At 49.4% G+C, this 17,983-nt stretch carries 10 protein-coding genes and 6 tRNA genes; 7 read left to right on the top strand and 9 right to left on the bottom strand.

Annotated features, from left to right (window positions below; translation table 11 throughout):
• The first annotated feature begins 12 nt into the window (after positions 1 to 12).
• Positions 13 to 1,323 carry an ISL3 family transposase gene (locus NG665_RS04055; RefSeq protein ID WP_252674001.1) on the top strand — a complete coding sequence of 437 codons (1,311 nt, stop codon included), beginning with the start codon at positions 13 to 15 and terminating at the stop codon, positions 1,321 to 1,323.
• Positions 1,324 to 1,425: 102 nt separating this feature from the next.
• Here the strand turns inward: NG665_RS04055 and NG665_RS04050 are convergent.
• From NG665_RS04050 to NG665_RS04030, 5 genes are all read right to left on the bottom strand, one after another.
• A tRNA-Val gene (locus tag NG665_RS04050) sits at positions 1,426 to 1,497 on the bottom strand.
• Between the two features lie 62 nt (positions 1,498 to 1,559).
• Positions 1,560 to 1,632, bottom strand: a tRNA-Gly gene (locus NG665_RS04045).
• Between the two features lie 29 nt (positions 1,633 to 1,661).
• Positions 1,662 to 1,733: transfer RNA gene (locus NG665_RS04040), tRNA-Val, on the bottom strand.
• Positions 1,734 to 1,742: 9 nt separating this feature from the next.
• Positions 1,743 to 1,813 (bottom strand) — tRNA-Cys (locus NG665_RS04035).
• A gap of 31 nt (positions 1,814 to 1,844) precedes the next feature.
• A tRNA-Gly gene (locus NG665_RS04030) sits at positions 1,845 to 1,917 on the bottom strand.
• 149 nt (positions 1,918 to 2,066) lie between these two features.
• Here NG665_RS04030 and NG665_RS04025 point away from each other — a divergent pair.
• The 6 genes from NG665_RS04025 to NG665_RS04000 all read left to right on the top strand — a co-directional run bounded on the left by NG665_RS04025 (position 2,067) and on the right by NG665_RS04000 (position 10,919).
• Positions 2,067 to 2,141 (top strand) — tRNA-Val (locus NG665_RS04025).
• Positions 2,142 to 2,565: 424 nt separating this feature from the next.
• The gene (gene glgX, locus NG665_RS04020; protein WP_252674000.1) at positions 2,566 to 4,788 is read left to right on the top strand and encodes a glycogen debranching protein GlgX; all 2,223 of its coding nucleotides are present in this window, start codon (positions 2,566 to 2,568) and stop codon (positions 4,786 to 4,788) included.
• Between the two features lie 61 nt (positions 4,789 to 4,849).
• The gene (gene treY, locus NG665_RS04015; RefSeq protein ID WP_252673999.1) at positions 4,850 to 7,360 is read left to right on the top strand and encodes a malto-oligosyltrehalose synthase; all 2,511 of its coding nucleotides are present in this window, start codon (positions 4,850 to 4,852) and stop codon (positions 7,358 to 7,360) included.
• The gene (treZ, locus tag NG665_RS04010) at positions 7,357 to 9,084 is read left to right on the top strand and encodes a malto-oligosyltrehalose trehalohydrolase (protein WP_252673998.1); all 1,728 of its coding nucleotides are present in this window, start codon (positions 7,357 to 7,359) and stop codon (positions 9,082 to 9,084) included. Before treY ends, treZ begins: the two co-directional genes overlap by 4 nt.
• A 30-nt stretch (positions 9,085 to 9,114) precedes the next feature.
• Complete coding sequence (locus tag NG665_RS04005; RefSeq protein ID WP_252673997.1) at positions 9,115 to 9,717, top strand: DUF3000 domain-containing protein; 603 nt, start codon at positions 9,115 to 9,117, stop codon at positions 9,715 to 9,717.
• Positions 9,717 to 10,919 (top strand): HRDC domain-containing protein, encoded by a 1,203-nt coding sequence (locus NG665_RS04000; RefSeq protein WP_252673996.1) that lies wholly within the window; start codon positions 9,717 to 9,719, stop codon positions 10,917 to 10,919. The genes NG665_RS04005 and NG665_RS04000 overlap by 1 nt, the downstream gene beginning before the upstream one ends.
• A gap of 14 nt (positions 10,920 to 10,933) precedes the next feature.
• Here the strand turns inward: NG665_RS04000 and dxs are convergent, their stop codons facing one another.
• The 4 genes from dxs to NG665_RS03980 form a co-directional block, all read right to left on the bottom strand.
• Positions 10,934 to 12,853, bottom strand: coding sequence for a 1-deoxy-D-xylulose-5-phosphate synthase (gene dxs / locus NG665_RS03995; protein WP_252673995.1), 1,920 nt, complete (start codon positions 12,851 to 12,853; stop codon positions 10,934 to 10,936).
• 124 nt (positions 12,854 to 12,977) lie between these two features.
• Entirely contained in the window at positions 12,978 to 15,656 is a 2,679-nt protein-coding gene (gene acnA / locus NG665_RS03990) for an aconitate hydratase AcnA (protein WP_252673994.1), read from the bottom strand.
• Between the two features lie 121 nt (positions 15,657 to 15,777).
• A complete protein-coding gene (locus NG665_RS03985) occupies positions 15,778 to 16,269 on the bottom strand; it encodes a GNAT family N-acetyltransferase (RefSeq protein WP_252673993.1) in 492 nt (163 codons plus the stop codon).
• A 36-nt stretch (positions 16,270 to 16,305) separates the two neighbouring features.
• Positions 16,306 to 17,979 (bottom strand): formate--tetrahydrofolate ligase, encoded by a 1,674-nt coding sequence (locus NG665_RS03980; protein WP_252673992.1) that lies wholly within the window; start codon positions 17,977 to 17,979, stop codon positions 16,306 to 16,308.
• Positions 17,980 to 17,983 lie beyond the last annotated feature (4 nt).

Raw genomic sequence — 17,983 nt, 5'->3', positions numbered from 1 at the left:
CATGCTTAGAGTGTGAGCAAAAAACCTGAAACTATCTTCACCAGTTCTGATCCTAACGTAATCGTGGCTCGTTTGCTGAGTTTAAAAGATGTTGTGCCTGTGGCTTATCATCGTCACGGACCACACCAGTCAATCGAGATCGAGCAAGATCTTAACACCGTGTTATGTCCTCGATGCAAGGTACGGGCACGAGTCAAGGATAGGCCACGAGTTCCTTATATCGATCTGCCCGTTTACGGACGCCCCATGGGTCTGATCTGGCGTAAACACCGCTGGTATTGTCCTAACCATCAATGCGATATGGGGTCATGGACAAGCCAGGACAAACGCATTGCTAGTAGACACTCTCGGTTAACGACCAGGGCAGCTAAATGGGCGACCAGGCAAGTAGGAATGGGACAGACAATAAGTGAAGTCGCTGCCGAGCTGGGCTGTGATTGGCACACGATTAACCACACCGTGACCATCTACGGGCAGGCCTTACTTGATGCTGATCGTAAACGTTTATCTCAAACTCCTGCAATCGGTCTTGACGAGACAAGTTTCGTTCGTTTGAACAAACGCCCTACCCAATATGTGACCACGCTATGCGATGTAGCCAACCACCAGATCATTGATATTATTCCAAGCCGTAACTATGTTGAGGTTGCCCGTTTCCTTCACCGCTTCCCTACCTATTGGAAACAAGGAATCAGCTATGCCACACTCGATATGAGCCCGGCCTACCGGGCTGTTTTCAACGTGGTCACACCACACGCTACCCAAGTCGCTGACCACTTCCACGTCATCACATTAGCTAACCGAGCCCTTGATCGTGTACGCCGGCGTGTTCAACAACAAACACTTGGACACCGCGGACGAAAAACCGACCCGCTCTACCGTATAAGACGCCAACTTGTCTACGGACAAGAAAAACTCACCGATAAAACACAACATCGGATCGAATCACTTTTACGCTTAGGAGACCCTCATGGTGAAGTCGCTATCGCTTACCGTGTCAAAGAACGCCTCCGAAATTTCTACGCTCAAGACAACATCACCACCGCTCAAACCATGCTTGATCAACTCATCAACCACACCAGCCAGGACTTCATGCCCCAAGAAATCCAACAACTTAGCCGAACACTTAAAAACTGGTATCACCAGATCCTGGCCTACCACCACGCCCGCCTATCGAACTCGATCACCGAAGCCATGAACAACCTCATCAAACGCATCAAAAGAATCGGCTACGGATTTACCAACTTCACCAACTACCGCATCAGATGCCTCCTCTACGCAGGCAAACCCAACTGGCGACTCCTCAACACAATCTACCCCTAACCCCGCCAAAATCCGAAGAGCCCCATTACTCCAACTCAGCTCTGCCTCATTCTAAGCCAGAAAATCAAAGCGCGGAACAGATAACTCTGTTCCGCGCTTTTGTGGGCGATACTGGGTTCGAACCAGTGACCTCTTCCGTGTCAAGGAAGCGCGCTACCACTGCGCCAATCGCCCGATCAATAAAAATGGACTCATCGAACTGAGTCCATTGTGATACTGCAAAATACAGTAACTTGAGCGGATGACGAGACTCGAACTCGCGACCCTCACCTTGGCAAGGTGATGCTCTACCAACTGAGCTACATCCGCAACAAACTGAGAATTGCTACACAGTTTAGTGGGCGATACTGGGTTCGAACCAGTGACCTCTTCCGTGTCAAGGAAGCGCGCTACCACTGCGCCAATCGCCCTAGCATGTGAGGTGGGTACGGGATTCGAACCCGTGTATACGGCTTTGCAGGCCGCTGCCTCGCCTCTCGGCCAACCCACCACGTGGTAAGCAGTTACCTGCTAGGCCATCGAGCGGATGACGAGACTCGAACTCGCGACCCTCACCTTGGCAAGGTGATGCTCTACCAACTGAGCTACATCCGCTTGACACTCACAAACGCGTTTGTGACGCTCAATAAATATAGCCAGTTTGCCCCTAGCTTGTCCAATCGCTAGAACATGACCTGCGCCACGTGCGCCTCGCTAGCATTTACTTCCATATCGTCGTATCCTCATAAGGAGAGTTTTTCAACGGGCGGTTAGCTCAGTGGTAGAGCGCTTCGTTCACACCGAAGAGGTCGCTGGTTCGAACCCAGTACCGCCCACCATAAACCATTAAATTCGGTACGCCACGCCATTAAATTTGGTACGCCACGAGGAATCACCCCCATAACTTTCGGGCATCTTTTCTTTTTCCGCTAGCCTCCAGCTACCTCTGCCCAGCTTCCGCTCTTTCTCCGTTATCTTCTGCCACACTCAGCCGCTTTCGGCCATACCCAGCCACAGGGTGTGCTAGGGCAGCCAAGTTCTTCAGCGCTCAGGCGCACTTATCGTTTCTGAACTCGCGCACTACCAAAACATCAATAATTATTTATTCTCGCTAGTTATTTATTCTCACTGCTAAGACCACTCTTGGTTCTACATCTTGCCTACTCTATGACGATTTATAACCACACAAAGTACGTGGCGAAGACCCAAAAAGCCGCGCTGCTGAGATAGGCTAAATCTATACCTGCACTACAAGGGGGAAAAATGGAAGTTTGGCCCGGGAATCCTTATCCACTCGGCGCAACTTATGACGGCACTGGAACCAATTTTGCGATCTTTTCATCTGTTGCCGACAGTATCGAACTGTGTTTGATCGACGATGAGCTCAACGAAGAACGCATTCGTCTTGAGGAAGTAGACGCATTCGTCTGGCACTGCTACATTCCCGGTATTCGGCCCGGACAACGCTACGGCTACCGCATATCTGGACCATTCGACCTAGAAAATGGCCATCGATGCGATCCCACAAAAATCTTATTAGACCCATATGCGAAAGCAATCGACGGTCAAATAGATAATCACCAAGCTAATTTTTCTTACGATTTCAACCATCCAGATCAGCGCCACGAGGAAGATTCTCTAGGGCACACGATGCTCTCGGTAGTAATCAATCCTTACTTTGATTGGGGGCACGATCGCCCACCAGCCCACGAGTACCACGAGTCCATCATCTACGAAGCTCACCTTAAAGGCATGACGATGACTCACCCAGATATACCTGAAGAGCTTCGCGGTACCTATATGGGTATGGCACACCCGGCAATGGTCTCATACTTGAAAGAACTAGGTATTACCGCACTAGAGTTAATGCCAATCCATCAATTCGTCAACGATACTTCCCTAATAGACAAAGGTCTTTCTAACTACTGGGGTTATAACACAATTGGATTCTTTGCCCCGCAAAATACCTACTCAGCTTCTGGCAGCCGCGGCGAACAAGTTGATGAGTTTAAGTCAATGGTCAAGGCCTATCATGAGGCTGATATTGAGATCATTCTCGACGTGGTCTACAACCACACTGCCGAAGGCAACCACATGGGTCCAACGCTATCGTTTCGTGGAATCGACAATGCCTCCTACTATCGCCTAGTTCCAGAGGACAAAGCCTCATATTTCGATACCACTGGTACCGGAAACTCGTTGAACATGCGTTCACCTCATTCACTCCAGCTCATCATGGATTCGCTACGCTACTGGATCCAAGATATGCATGTTGACGGTTTCCGCTTCGATCTCGCCTCAACTTTGGCCCGTGAACTTCACGAAGTTGACAAGCTCTCCTCGTTCTTCGAAATTATTCAACAAGATCCCATCATTTCCCAAGTTAAACTCATTGCCGAACCTTGGGATATTGGCGAAAATGGCTACAATGTGGGCGAATTCCCGCCATTGTGGACTGAATGGAACGGGAAATATCGCGATACTATCCGTGACTTCTGGCGTGGCGAACCCTCAACTCTGTCTGAGTTTGCTTCTCGTATTTCTGGCTCTTCAGACCTCTACGAACACTCTGGACGCCGTCCGTTTGCTTCCATCAATTTTGTTACCGCTCACGACGGCTTCACTATGCGTGACCTGGTCACGTATAACGAAAAGCACAACGAAGCTAATGGCGAAAATTCAATGGATGGTGAATCACATAATCGCTCGTGGAATACCGGCGTCGAAGGGCCTACTACCGATGAAGCTATCCGCGAACTTCGCATCCGCCAGATTAAAAACTTCTTCACGACGTTACTTATTTCCCAAGGTGTTCCAATGATTAGCCACGGCGATGAAATTGGGCGCACCCAGGGCGGTAATAACAATACTTACGCGCAAGATAACGAGATTTCGTGGATGAATTGGGATCTCGATGACGAAGCGTTGCGGATTTTGGATTTCGCTCGCGCAATCATTCATTTCCGGCGTGCTCATCCAACGCTTCGGCGTCGTCGTTTCTTCCAAGGTTCCCCGTTCCACGGCGGCACCTCTGAACGCGGCGATATTTTGTGGTTGCGCCACGACGGCGAGCAGATGCAAGACGAAGATTGGGACACCTGGTTTGCTCGATCGGTAATGTTGTGGCTTAACGGCAGCGCTATTCAAGAACCGGGGGTGCGCGGGGAGAAAGTTCTCGACGACGATCTGTTGATTGTTTTTAACGCCTCTGATGAAGATTTAACATTTTCTATTCCGCAAACACATCTCACTCGGCCGTGGTTGCCATCATTTTCCACAGCGCAAGATTCTGATCTTCCAGTTCAGCTTCTTCCTGGTGAAAGCTTTGTGGTTCCTCAGCGCAGCGTTCTGATTTTTGTTCGTCCGTTGGCGATTGAGTCTGACGCCGATAATGCATCGATTGCCGCTAAAACGGCTACTCTTCCGTTATCCACAGGTGGGATTACTGATAATCTTGCCAATACACAATCTTTCCACAGTAAGTGAGCTGAGCTATAGCCGTAGAGTTTGATGGTTTAGGATTAAGAGAGATAGGACAAGGAGAATTATGTCTACTAGCTCAGTTCTGCGCTCACACTCGCACGTTCCTGCAGAAGATAAACGGCAACCGGTTACGACCTACCGGTTGCAATTGACGCCGGATTTCACATTCGATTCGGTCTGTGAGATTGTCCCGTATCTAAAACAACTGGGTATCACTGACGTATTTTTCTCGCCCATCTTACAGGCAGCGCCTGGATCGCGCCATGGTTACGACGTCGTCGATCACGCCAAAATATCAGCTGAATTAGGTGGTTTAGCAGGTTTCGAACGGGCCTCTAAGGCTATTCACGACGCCGGAATGTATCTGGTTGTCGATATCGTGCCTAACCACATGGCGGTTCCAACCCCGCTCTACCACAACCGCGCATTATGGTCTGTTTTGCGCGACGGCGAAGAATCACTCTTTTCGAACTGGTTCGATTTAGAGATTAAAGACGACGGCGATGGCTTGCTTCTTCCTGTTTTAGGGCAACGTATCGGAGGCGTCTTGGCCGATGGCGAATTGAGCCTCGATACCATGGTGGTTCCAGGTTTCGAAGCCGATGGCCCCATGCCGGTTCTGCGCTATTACGATCATGTTTTCCCGGTCCGGCAAGGTACCCAGTCCTTACCGTTAGCTGAATTGCTCGATCGTCAATATTATCGGTTAGCATATTGGCGGGTAGCTAACGAAGAACTAAATTATCGGCGCTTCTTTGACGTCGATACTTTAGCTGCTATCCGAGTCGAACGCCCTGAGGTTTTTAAAGCTTCTCACGAATTGTTGTTGGGCTTAATGCAACGTGGCTTGATTGATTCATTCCGTATCGATCATCCAGATGGCTTGGCTGATCCGCGTGAATACTTCCGTCATTTACATGATGCTACCCACGGTGCTTGGCTGGTTGCTGAAAAGATTCTTGAAGCTGATGAAGAACTGCCAGATGATTGGCAGTGCTCTGGGACGACGGGCTATGACGCACTGCGCCGGATTCAAGGTCTTTTCACCGAGCCTGCTGGAGTTGGGCCACTAACCCAACTGTATTCTGAGATCTCGCAAAGCACTGCGAGTGTTTCGCGAACTGAGATTGAAGCTAAACGCCACATTGTTTCAACATCTCTCTATGCAGAAATGCACCGCTTGGCCACACTGATAGCTGAGGTCTGTCACTCAGACGTGCGACTGCGAGACCACACGTTCCGTAGAATTTTCGACGTCGTCTCCGAGATTGTCATACACATGTCACGATACCGCGCTTATGTGGTTCCTGGAGAACGACCTTCGCCTGAAGATGAACGAGTTTTGCGTGATGCGGCTCAAAAGGCACGTGATTTCTTAGATGAGGATTCGTTAGAGACTCTCGAAGTCGTCGTCGATATTCTTCTGGGAAATGAAATCGGATCGGCCGGACGCACGTTGGAAGAACGCCGGCTCGAAGCCATTGTTCGCTTTCAACAAGTTTGTGGTGCAGTGATGGCTAAAGGTGTCGAAGATACTACTTTTTATCGATACACCGCACTAACCTCTGCCAATGAAGTAGGCGGTGGACCGCATCACATGATATGTAGCCCCGATGAGTTCCACGCCTGGCAAACCTATATGCATCACGCTTGGCCAGTTAGCGGGGTTGTGACCTCAACTCACGATACCAAGCGTGGTGAAGATGTTCGTGCCACTATTAGTTCTTTGACCCAATTCGCAGATGAATGGACATCCTTGTTACACACACTGCGAGCAATTGTCCAAACACAGCGTCCGGCCCAACTTGATGGGCAATTCGAAAATCTTATTTGGCAAACCATTATTGGGACCTGGACTTTAGCGGGCCCGATCAGTTATGAGCGCTTGGACCCTTATTTACTCAAAGCTGCTCGAGAGCAAAAAATTTGGACTACGTGGACGGAACAAAACCAGAGCAGTGAAACTAAGATGCTCGCCTATGCCCATGCAATATGTGATACCCCAGATGTACGCCAGGCACTTGGCCAATTCTGGGAAAAGATTGCGCCCGCAGTGCGTGGCAACATTTTAGGTTCGTGCGTACTGCACTACACAATGATTGGTGTTCCTGATCTGTATCAGGGCCAAGAGATAACGCAAAACTCTCTTGTCGATCCTGATAATCGGCGTCCAATTGATTTTGTCGCATTGCAGGCAAGCCTCGATAATCTCGATAAGCACGGATTAGCTAGTAATGCGGATCTTGACGAGGAAAAACTATGGATTACTTCGAGGTTGACCCGGTTGCGTGAACAAAATCCACTCTTGGCTTCGGCGCATATGGGATACCAACCATTGCCGGTATCTACCGGGCACGCGCTGGCCTTTGCTCGGACCTTGAACTCGCGCGCGGTTGTGGTCACGATCGCAACCAGATCAATTGGTTTACTTACCCATACCGACCATACTGTAGTTTTGCCTGAAGGTGAATGGGAAAATATTTTCACTGGCGATATAGTTTCGGGTGGCACCCAAGCTCTCAGTGACCTCACTGGTCGATTCCCAGTTGCAGTATTTAGCAGGATAGATTCATGAATATTTCAATCTGGGCGCCCAATGCTTCACGCGTTAGCGCCATTGTAGCCGACCAAGATCTTCAGCTAGAGCCGATGCCGGATGGATACTGGTCAATCGAACTTGATCCCGGCACTCGGTACCAGGTACGCCTTGTCGATTCAGACCTTCTACTGCCAGATCCACGGTCAATGTGTCAGCCCGATGGCGCCCACGGAGCAAGTGTCGTTGTCGATCCAGCCTCGTTTGTTTTCACCGATGATCACTGGCAATGCCCGGATCTGCGCGGAGCTGTTTTTTACGAGCTCCACGTTGGGACTTTTACACCCGAAGGTACCTTTCGAGCTGCTATAGATAAACTCGATGAACTTGTTGATCTCGGAATTCAAGCCATTGAGTTGATGCCGATTAATCCTATTCCTGGCAAACGCGGATGGGGATACGATTCGGTGTCTATTTTCGCGCTCAATCCCCATTATGGAAGTCCACAAGATCTAGTTGCCCTCATTGATGCGGCCCATAACCGTGGCATCGCGATATGTCTGGATGTTGTTTACAATCATTTTGGTCCGGATGGAAATTACCTGGCTCAGTTTGGCCCTTATTTCACTGGAACTCATCTCACTCCGTGGGGTGAAGCTGTCAATTTCGATGCTGAGTTTGCAGCACACGTCCGGCGATATTTTATTGACAATGCATTGATGTGGGTGCGAGATTACCACGTTGATGCACTGCGATTAGATGCAACCGATTTCATTTTTGATGATTCCCAGCCCCACATCCTTGCCGAACTATCGCGCGAGGTTCATCACTATGGGGCTGCGGCCGGACGCCATATCAGTCTTATTGCGGAAAATAACTCGAATAATCCCGAAACTGTTTCCGCTACGGGATGGGGAATGGATATGCAGTGGGTTGATGATGTCCACCATGCACTCCACGTGTGGCTCACGGGCGAAACCAATGCGTTCTACGTCGATCATGTCGGTTCAAAAACTGTTGAAAAAGCGTTGACGAATGGATTTACGCGTACCGGGCAATACTCTATTTTTGAAGGCAAACCACACGGAAATCCGGTGCCACCTGATCTTAATGGACACGCATTCGTCGTCAGTGACGAAAACCATGACCAAGTAGGAAATCGCCTTATAGGGGATCGTCCATCACATTCACTGCCTCTGTCAGACATCGCAATCTCTCGCGCTTTGATTCTGCTCTCACCGTTTACTCCGATGCTGTTTATGGGTGAAGAGTGGGCAGCTTCTACCCCGTTTATGTTCTTTACTGATCATGGCCCGCAGATCGGCCCTTATATTAAGGAAGGTCGCGAAAAAGAGTTCGAATCATGGGATCTTGAGTCTGTCTACGATCAAGAACAAACGATGATTGATCCTCAAGATGAACAAGCTTTTATTCAATCCACATTAAACTGGGAAGAATCGAGAACTGGTGATCATGGCCGGTTGCGTGACTTCGTCCGTAGGCTAATCCAATTGCGCAAGAGCCTTGCCGATGTAGCCTCCGGTGATCGCTCACAAACTCAATGCGCACTAGATGAAGATGGTGTAAGTGGTTGGCTTATGCGCGGTTCAACCTTTGTCGCTTTTGCACGCAAGAGTCAGGTACGCCTTACGATGCCAAGCCATATCACCACCATATATAGAGCGTGGGATGAGGTAACCGTAACGGATCAAGACATTCTTTTCACCCATCCTGGTGTTGTTATTGGCGCTGTAAGTGACTAGCCACGGCGTGGCTTCATCTCAATTGCCCCAGTGACTATTAAAGTCAACAGTGTGGAACATGCCCAACCGACTCCGGAATTTATTCGTGCCCTAGATTCGCTTAAAGGGCATACTTTTCGTTCCGGATTTCATGTTGTACAAATTCCGCCTCCAACAAAGATTGCGCCCTGGGCGGTTGCATTACAAGCCGAAATCAATGATTCTCCTTCTCAAGATCCTGATTTCTTCCGCGGTAATGCAAAGTTTGTTGTGTTACATGATCCTGCCGGCCAAGCAGCTTGGAATGGGACGTTTCGGATAGTCATCCATGCCCAAGCACCTATCGAATCGGATTTAGGTGATGACCCGCTGTTAGGTGAAGTCGCTTGGTCATGGTTACCAGAAGCATTGGCCGAGACGGGCGCACAATTCCATTCTCTTAACGGCACCGTCACTCGAGTATTTAATGAAACATTTGGCGGCTTATATATTGATAGTTCACGTATCGATTTAGAAGTACGGGCTTCTTGGACGCCACAATCGGAATTTTTAGATCAACATTTGTTTGCCTGGCAACGTTTTTGTACCACAATGGCTGGCATGCCACCAGAATCATCTATTTCCAGTTTGCCTCGAAGGATTGAACGAGTTTAATGGTTTATACGACTTCAGATCTGGATTTCTTAGACCAACCGCGCGATGGTCTTCCAGATGTCACAAATACTGATCTTGATCGTGCTGTCTTGGCTTTGCGTCAAGGCACCGGACCATTCGCGGTAGATACCGAGCGAGCCATGGGGATTCGATACTCATCTCGAGCGTACTTAATCCAAATTAAACGAGCAGGTGCTGGTATTTTCTTAATTGATCCACTCGGTATCGAAGATCGACTAGGCGAATTAGCACGCGTGATGGATGCGGAGTGGATTTTACATGCCGCAGATCAAGATTTGCCTAGCTTACGCGAGTTAGGTCTAGAGCCTCAACGTATTTTCGATACTGAACTTGCCGGTCTCATACTCGGTTTTGAGCGTGTCTCGCTTCAAGCTATGATTGGCCAAGAACTCGGCATTGGTATTGCGAAAGAATACTCTGATGCTGACTGGTCCCAGCGTCCATTAGGCCCCGAGCTTCGCGCTTATGCAGCTCTCGATGTTGATCTGCTACTTGAATTGCGTCAATCGTTGATAGAGAAATTGCATCAAGCAAATAGATGGGAATGGTTTGTCCAAGAGTGTGACGAGGTACGCTTGCGTCCACCTCGCCCACCTCACCCTCAGCCGTGGCGTAAGATAGTTAAGTACGCCCAACTTCCAGATCAACGCGCGTTGGCGATGCTACGCGAACTATGGACGGCACGCGATCATCTCGCAAAAACACGAGATCTTGCACCGGGTAAAATTCTGCCGAACAAACTACTAGCAAATCTAGCTGCACGTAAACCGCGCTCATTGGCTGATGTGAAGAACTCTTCCCTGTTGCGCACCCGAGCACGCAAACGTGATGCAGATTTTTGGTGGGAAGCAATAAATCGGGCATGGTCTTTGCCCCAAGAACAATTGCCAGAGCGCCGATTCGAGTATTCCCTTGATCCTTTCCCGCCGGTACAGCGTTGGGAGAAACTTAACCCTGATGCTGCTCAACGATGGGCCCAGGTACGCCAAGCAGTACTCGACCATGCGCAAAGGCTAGGAATCCGTCAAGAAGTCCTATTAAAACCACGTATCCAAAAACAGATTGCCTGGCATGGCTGGGAAGGCGAGGCACAATTAGCCCAACGCCTGGCCGAATATGGCGCACGTCCCTGGCAGATTAACGAGTTTTACCAAGCTTTGGCTACGACGAAACTAAGCTAGGAACGCCGTTCCATCTACTCAGCTACACTTTCGCTGTTATCACTATAAGCTCGTACCGCAGCTACCACGTCGTTGGCCGTCATACCTTGGTGGCGCAAGACTGCCTCGCGAGATGCATGCCGTAGGAATTGTTTGGCAATTCCTAGGGTCGTTACCGGGACGTTGATGCGCTGTTCGTTTAACTTCTGTTGCAGCCCCATACCTACACCACCAGTAACCAGACCATCTTCTAGCGTAACGACGCACCGCGCGGAGGCACACACATCCACAAGGTCTTCATCAGTTGGAATAGCCCACCGCGGATCTAGAACAATGACGCGAAGATCGCTGAGATGTTGCGCTGCTTGGACCATGGTATGAACCATTGGCCCGTAGCCAATAAGCACTACCGGGTGATCTCCACTTCCAGATTCGTAGACCACATCAAGTTTGCCGATTGTGCGAACAGTGGGAAGTGCTTGCGGAAGGGAGCCCTTAGGGTAACGGACAATTGTTGGTGAAGGTATCGAAATCGCTTCGCGAACCAATTCTCGCATCCGCTGTTCATCACGCGGCAATGCAACCTGCAACCCGGGAATCATTCCCGCAATTGCCAGATCCCACATGCCGTTGTGTGAAGCACCGTCATCACCTGTGATCCCAGCTCGATCCAAGCAAATAGTGACCGGCTCTGCATGGAGTGCAATATCCATCAGTAACTGATCGTAGCCCCGGTTCATGAAAGTCGCATACAAGGCAACTACCGGATGATATCCCCCATGCGCTAAACCGGCTGCCATCGTCAAGGCTTGTTGCTCGGCAATACCGACGTCGATAACACGATCCGGGAATTCTTTTTGAAGTGGCCCTAAACCTACCGGGAGCAACATTGCAGCAGTTACGCCAATGACCTTTTCATCATCACGTGCAATATCAACAATCTCTTCAGCGAACACCGACGTCCACCCAAAACGCGATGGCACTAGAGGCAGACCTGTTTCGGGATGGATGGCACCCACGGCGTGAAAGCGATCAGCTTCATGTTCTTCTGCCGGTTTGAACCCTCGCCCTTTTTCGGTAATACAGTGAACCACAACTGGCCCACCGTAATTACGAGCCATAGCCAAAGCCTCTTCGAGTTGAGTGACATCGTGGCCGTCTACTGGCCCTAAATACTTCAACCCCAGTGAATCAAAAATGCCAGCATCTATGAAAACGTCTTTGACACCGCGTTTGATCCCACGCAGAGCCTCATAGGTAATCTGGCCCGCAAGTCCATATTTTTGTAGGGTGCGCTTTGCCCAATCTAAGGCTCGTTCATAGCCGCGATTAACCCGCACTGCATCCATTTTCCGCACCGCATCGATGCGACGAACCATGCCTCCAACCGTGGGCGCATACGAGCGACCATTATCGTTTAACACGATCACTAACGGGCGATCAGGATCTTCTGCGATGTTATTTAGTGCCTCCCACGCCATACCGCCAGTCATTGCACCGTCACCAATAATGGCTACGGCATGTGCCTGGCGTCCACTTTTTTGTATTGCACGCGCGATACCATCTGCCCACGATAACGCAGTTGAAGCGTGAGAATTTTCGACGACGTCGTGTACTGATTCTTCGCGCGATGGGTATCCTGATAGTCCACCTTCTTGACGCAGATGTTCGAAATTATGACGCCCAGTAAGAATCTTGTGCACATAAGATTGATGCCCAGTGTCAAAGATGAGGGAATCGTTGGGGGAAGAAAACACCCGGTGTAGCGCGATAGATAATTCAACGACGCCGAGATTAGGACCTAGATGACCACCTGTTTTGGCCACATTAGTTACCAGGAATGAGCGTATTTCTGCCGCCAAAGCGGGCAATTGACTTGGCTTGAGAGCCTTGACATCGTCTGGTCCTGTAATCGAATGTAAAATTGCCATTCGCCGGTAGCCTCCTTCACTCATACTTTTCTAGATTACCAGCGTTGCCCGGTTACCCCCTAGTTATAGCTATAGGCTTTTCGCACTGTGCGAATACCACAAAGCTGGGCCGTTGCTTTTTGAGCAACAACCCAGCTTTGCGCTACTTTTATTGTGCTAAGGAGCGCAAGACGTACTGCAAAATTCCACCGTGACGGAAATAATCAGCTTCGCCCGGAGTGTCGATACGTACCACAGCGTCGAACTCAATACTTTGGCCGTTCTGGCTTTGAGCGCTGACACGAACAGTTGGCGGCGTTCGTCCCTCATTGAGTTCAGTTATACCAGTGATTGTAAAGATCTCGGTGCCGTCTAAGCCAAGTGAATCAGCGGTTTGCCCTTGGGGGAACTGCAGTGGCAAGACTCCCATTCCAATCAAGTTCGAGCGATGAATGCGCTCAAACGATTCGGCAATAACTGCTTTAACACCAAGCAATGCGGTGCCTTTGGCAGCCCAATCGCGCGAGGATCCCGAACCATATTCTTTTCCGCCCAAAACAATCAACGGTGTTCCAGTTGCCTGGTAAGACATGGAGGCATCATAAATTGAATCTTGTTGCTTGGTGAGGAAGTTATAAGTGTAGCCACCTTCTACGCCGTCAAGTAATTGGTTACGTAACCGGATATTAGCGAAAGTTCCACGAATCATTACTTCGTGGTTGCCACGCCGGGAACCATATGAGTTAAAATCGCGCCGGTCAACTCCATGATCGGCTAAATATCGCCCGGCAGGTGAATCTGGTTTGATCGCACCTGCAGGAGAAATATGGTCGGTGGTAACAGAATCTCCGAGTTTGGCCAAGACGCGTGCCTGATGAATGTCGCTCACCGGGGTTAGTTCCATCGTCATTCCTTCAAAGAATGGCGCTTTACGGACGTAAGTAGAGTCAGGATCCCACGTGAACGTTGCCCCGGTTGGCGTTGCTAAACTTTGCCACCGCTCATCACCGGCAAACACATCCGCATACGATGATTCAAACATTTCGCGATTAACTGAATGGTCAATTGTTTCTTGCACTTCTTGTGGCGTCGGCCAAATATCGGCAAGGAAGACGTCCTTACCCGCACTATCTTGGCCTAAAGGCTCAGTATCAAAGTCAATATCCATCGTTCCAGCTAAGGCGTAGGCAATAACCAGTGGTGGCGAAGCAAGATAGTTCATCTTGATGTCTGGGTTGATTCGGCCTTCGAAGTTTCGGTTACCCGAAAGTATAGATACAACGGCGAGATCTGCTTCGTTGACTACTGCAGAGACTTCTTCGGGCAACGGCCCTGAATTACCGATACACGTTGCACAACCATAGCCAACAAGATGGAACCCGAGGGCTTCTAACGCCGGCCACAATCCAGCTTTTTCATAGTAGTCGGTGACAACTTGTGAACCTGGTGCCATCGAAGTCTTCACCCACGGCTTTGACGTTAACGATCGCGCTACAGCATTTTTAGCTAGCAGACCAGCAGCCACCATAACCGATGGATTAGAGGTATTGGTACACGAGGTGATAGAAGCAATAGCAACCGAACCATGATCGATACTCGTCTGAGTACCATTGATAGTCAAAGGCGTAACTTTGTGTGGCCGATCCTGGCCCGGATCATCAGTATATGATGGTAGCGCCTTGTGAAAGGCTTGTTTAGCATCAGATAACGCGATACGGTCTTGGGGACGCTTCGGTCCAGCGATTGAGGGTACCACTGTAGAAAGATCGAGCTCAATATACTCAGAGTATTCAACCTCGTTATCGGGATCATGCCATAATCCTTGCGCCTTGGTGTATTCTTCGACCAATGCGATCTGTTCTTCGCTACGGCCAGTCAACCGTAAGTATTCCAAGGTGACCTCGTCGATGGGGAAAATAGCAGCCGTTGAACCAAACTCAGGTGACATATTGCCAATCGTTGCGCGGTTAGCTAACGGAACAGCGCCCACACCTTCACCGTAGAATTCAACGAATTTTCCAACAACACCGTGCCGGCGTAGCATATCAGTAATAGTGAGAACGACGTCGGTTGCCGTAGCTCCCGCAGGAATCTCGCCGCGCAACTTAAATCCGACGACTCGCGGTATCAACATTGAGACGGGCTGACCGAGCATAGCTGCTTCAGCTTCGATTCCACCAACTCCCCAGCCCAGTACGCCCAGACCATTAACCATAGTCGTATGCGAATCTGTACCCACACAGGTATCTGGGTAGGCAAGAAGAGTTCCGTCTCGTTCTTGAGTCATCGTGACTCGTGATAAGTGTTCGATATTGACTTGATGGACAATGCCAGTGCCGGGAGGAACGACGGTAAAATTATCGAATGCTCCTTGCCCCCAGCGCAAGAACTGGTAGCGCTCCTTGTTGCGCCCATACTCAATATCCATATTGCGTTCTAAGGCATTGGCTTGACCAAAGATATCAATTTGGACCGAGTGATCAATAACCATTTCTGCAGGATTGAGTGGGTTAATTGAGTCTGGATCACCGCCAAGTTCACTGACTGCTTCGCGCATCGTTGCCAGATCGACGATACAAGGCACCCCAGTAAAGTCTTGCATGACGACGCGAGCTGGTGTGAATTGGATTTCATCCTTGGGTTGAGCATTGGGATCCCAGTGCGCCAATGTGCTGATATGCCCGGCGGTAACATTCTTCCCGTCTTCAGTACGTAACAAGTTCTCGGCAAGAACTTTTAACGAATATGGTAACTTTTCAAATCCCGGCACAGCATCTAGCCGGTAGAACGTATAGCGTTTGTCGTGAACGTCAAGAAAAGATTTCGCGTTGAAGGTATCGAGACTCATGCGTACTCCTTAAAACTATCTTAATATCAAGATAGCAAGGTTTTATGGGTTTGTCTCAAAAACACGTAAAACACTGCCTTTAATAAGCTAACAGTTTTGTATCTTAATTCAGCTACGCTTCTTAGCTACGTACCCGGTGGAAGGCGGTGCGTAAACTGCCATCATCGAGCTCAATAACACCACATTCGACGAAGCCCAGCGTAGGCAACAAACTCAGCATTTTCGTATTATGCGCATGAGTATCTATTCGAAGATTTGCACACTGACTATCAGCATAGGCTATTGCTTGTGCTAAAACTCCAGATACGGTGCCATCAGAAGCTATACGGTGAATAGTGCCATACGTTTCATCATTGAGCCAGTTCCCACCAAAAAGATGAGCATAGGTGGGATCTGGGCCAATCCTATACATGAAAACGGCATGGATCTCGCCGCCGTCATCACACAACACAAAATTACATCCACTAGCTATATCGTCAATAATCATCGCTTGCGACGGATAATCATCAGCCCATTGGTCCGGGTTACCGCTACGTTTCATAAACTCCCGGGCAGAAGAATAAATTTCACTAATGGTAGCAACGTCATCATACTTGCCAGGACGTATCTGCATTTTATTGTCCTTTAGTCCACAAAAACCTGACACCTACTAGAACAGTCCGCTAATAACTCCGTTTTCATCGACGTCGATCCGTACCGCTGCCGGAGTCTGCGGCAGTCCTGGCATCGTCAAAATATCACCGGTATAGACGACGATAAACCCGGCTCCAGCATTGACCTTAATATTTTTAACATGCAATGTGAAATCGCGCGGGCTACCGAGCAAACGTGGATCATCACTAAAACTGTACTGTGTTTTGGCAACACAAATAGGTAAGTGAGCCAATCCCAAGGAATTGATCATTGCAATAGCACGACGCGCAGGCGGCGCTATATCAACTCCGTTACCACCATAAACACGGCGTACCAGCTTTTGGATTTTATCCTCAATCGAATCTTGATCCTCGTACGCCAAAGTGACATCCGCTGGCGCTTGACACAACCGAATAACCTCGCGCGCCAAATCCACTCCACCACTGCCGCCGTGTGCCCATACTTCAGAGCGAACACACTGCACACCTCGCCGCGCGCATTCGGCAACGACTAACGCAATCTCAGCTTCAGTATCACTGGGGAAAATATTGAGTGCAACCACAGTCGGCAAGTTGTAAACCTCAACCATATTCTCCACATGCTTAAGCAAATTCGGCAAACCTGCTTCAACCGCATCGACGTTTTCCTGATCCAAATCTGCCTTGGCAACTCCGCCGTGCATTTTCAACGCCCGCACCGTGCCTACCACCACGCAGCAGTTTGGCCGGGTAGCAGTAATACGGCACATGATATCTAGGAACTTTTCAGCTCCTAGATCGGCACCAAAACCAGCTTCAGTCACCGTATAATCACTTAGACTACGCGAAAGTTTGGTAGCCACAATCGAGTTACATCCATGAGCGATGTTGGCAAACGGACCGCCGTGAACAATAGCCGGCGTATGCTCCAAAGACTGGACTAAGTTCGGCTTAATAGCTTCTTTTAACAGTGCCGTCATCGCACCAACTGCACCAAGATCTTCGGCCGTGACTGGCTGATTATCATAGGTGTAGGCAACAATCATATTCCCGATCTTTTCTTTCAGATCAGTAATGGACGTCGCCAGGCAGAAAATTGCCATAACCTCACTTGCAACCGTAATCTCAAAACCATCTTCTCGGCTCACTCCATCAACGGGAGAACCTAACCCATCAACAACATGACGCAACTGCCGATCGTTCATATCGACACATCGTTTAATCACCACTCGTTTAGGGTTAATACCTAACTGATTGCCTTGATAAATGTGGTTATCGAGCATAGCTGCCAGCAAATTATTAGCCGCAGAAATCGCGTGGAAATCCCCAGTAAAATGCAGATTAATATCTTCCATCGGGACTACTTGGGCATATCCCCCACCACAGGCACCGCCTTTGACACCAAAAACCGGTCCAAGCGAAGGCTCTCGCAAGGCCATGGAAACACTCTTCCCCAACTGGTGCAACGCGTCAGCCAAACCAACCGTCGTCGTCGTTTTGCCTTCTCCTGCTGGAGTGGGAGACATTGCGGTAACAAGCACTAACTTATTACGCGCAATCTTGCGCTCATCAATAGCTCCAAGATCAATCTTGGCCTTGAAACGACCGTATTGGTCTACAAGGTCACTATCGATCCCCAACTCATTCGCAATGTGTGTAATTGGCGCAAGCTCAGCTTGCTGAGCAATCTCAATATCAGATAAAAAAGCCATTCTT

It is taken from the genome of Arcanobacterium pinnipediorum (assembly GCF_023973165.1).
In the GTDB taxonomy this organism is placed as follows: domain Bacteria; phylum Actinomycetota; class Actinomycetes; order Actinomycetales; family Actinomycetaceae; genus Arcanobacterium; species Arcanobacterium pinnipediorum.
This window is presented reverse-complemented; position numbering and strand designations above follow the sequence as displayed.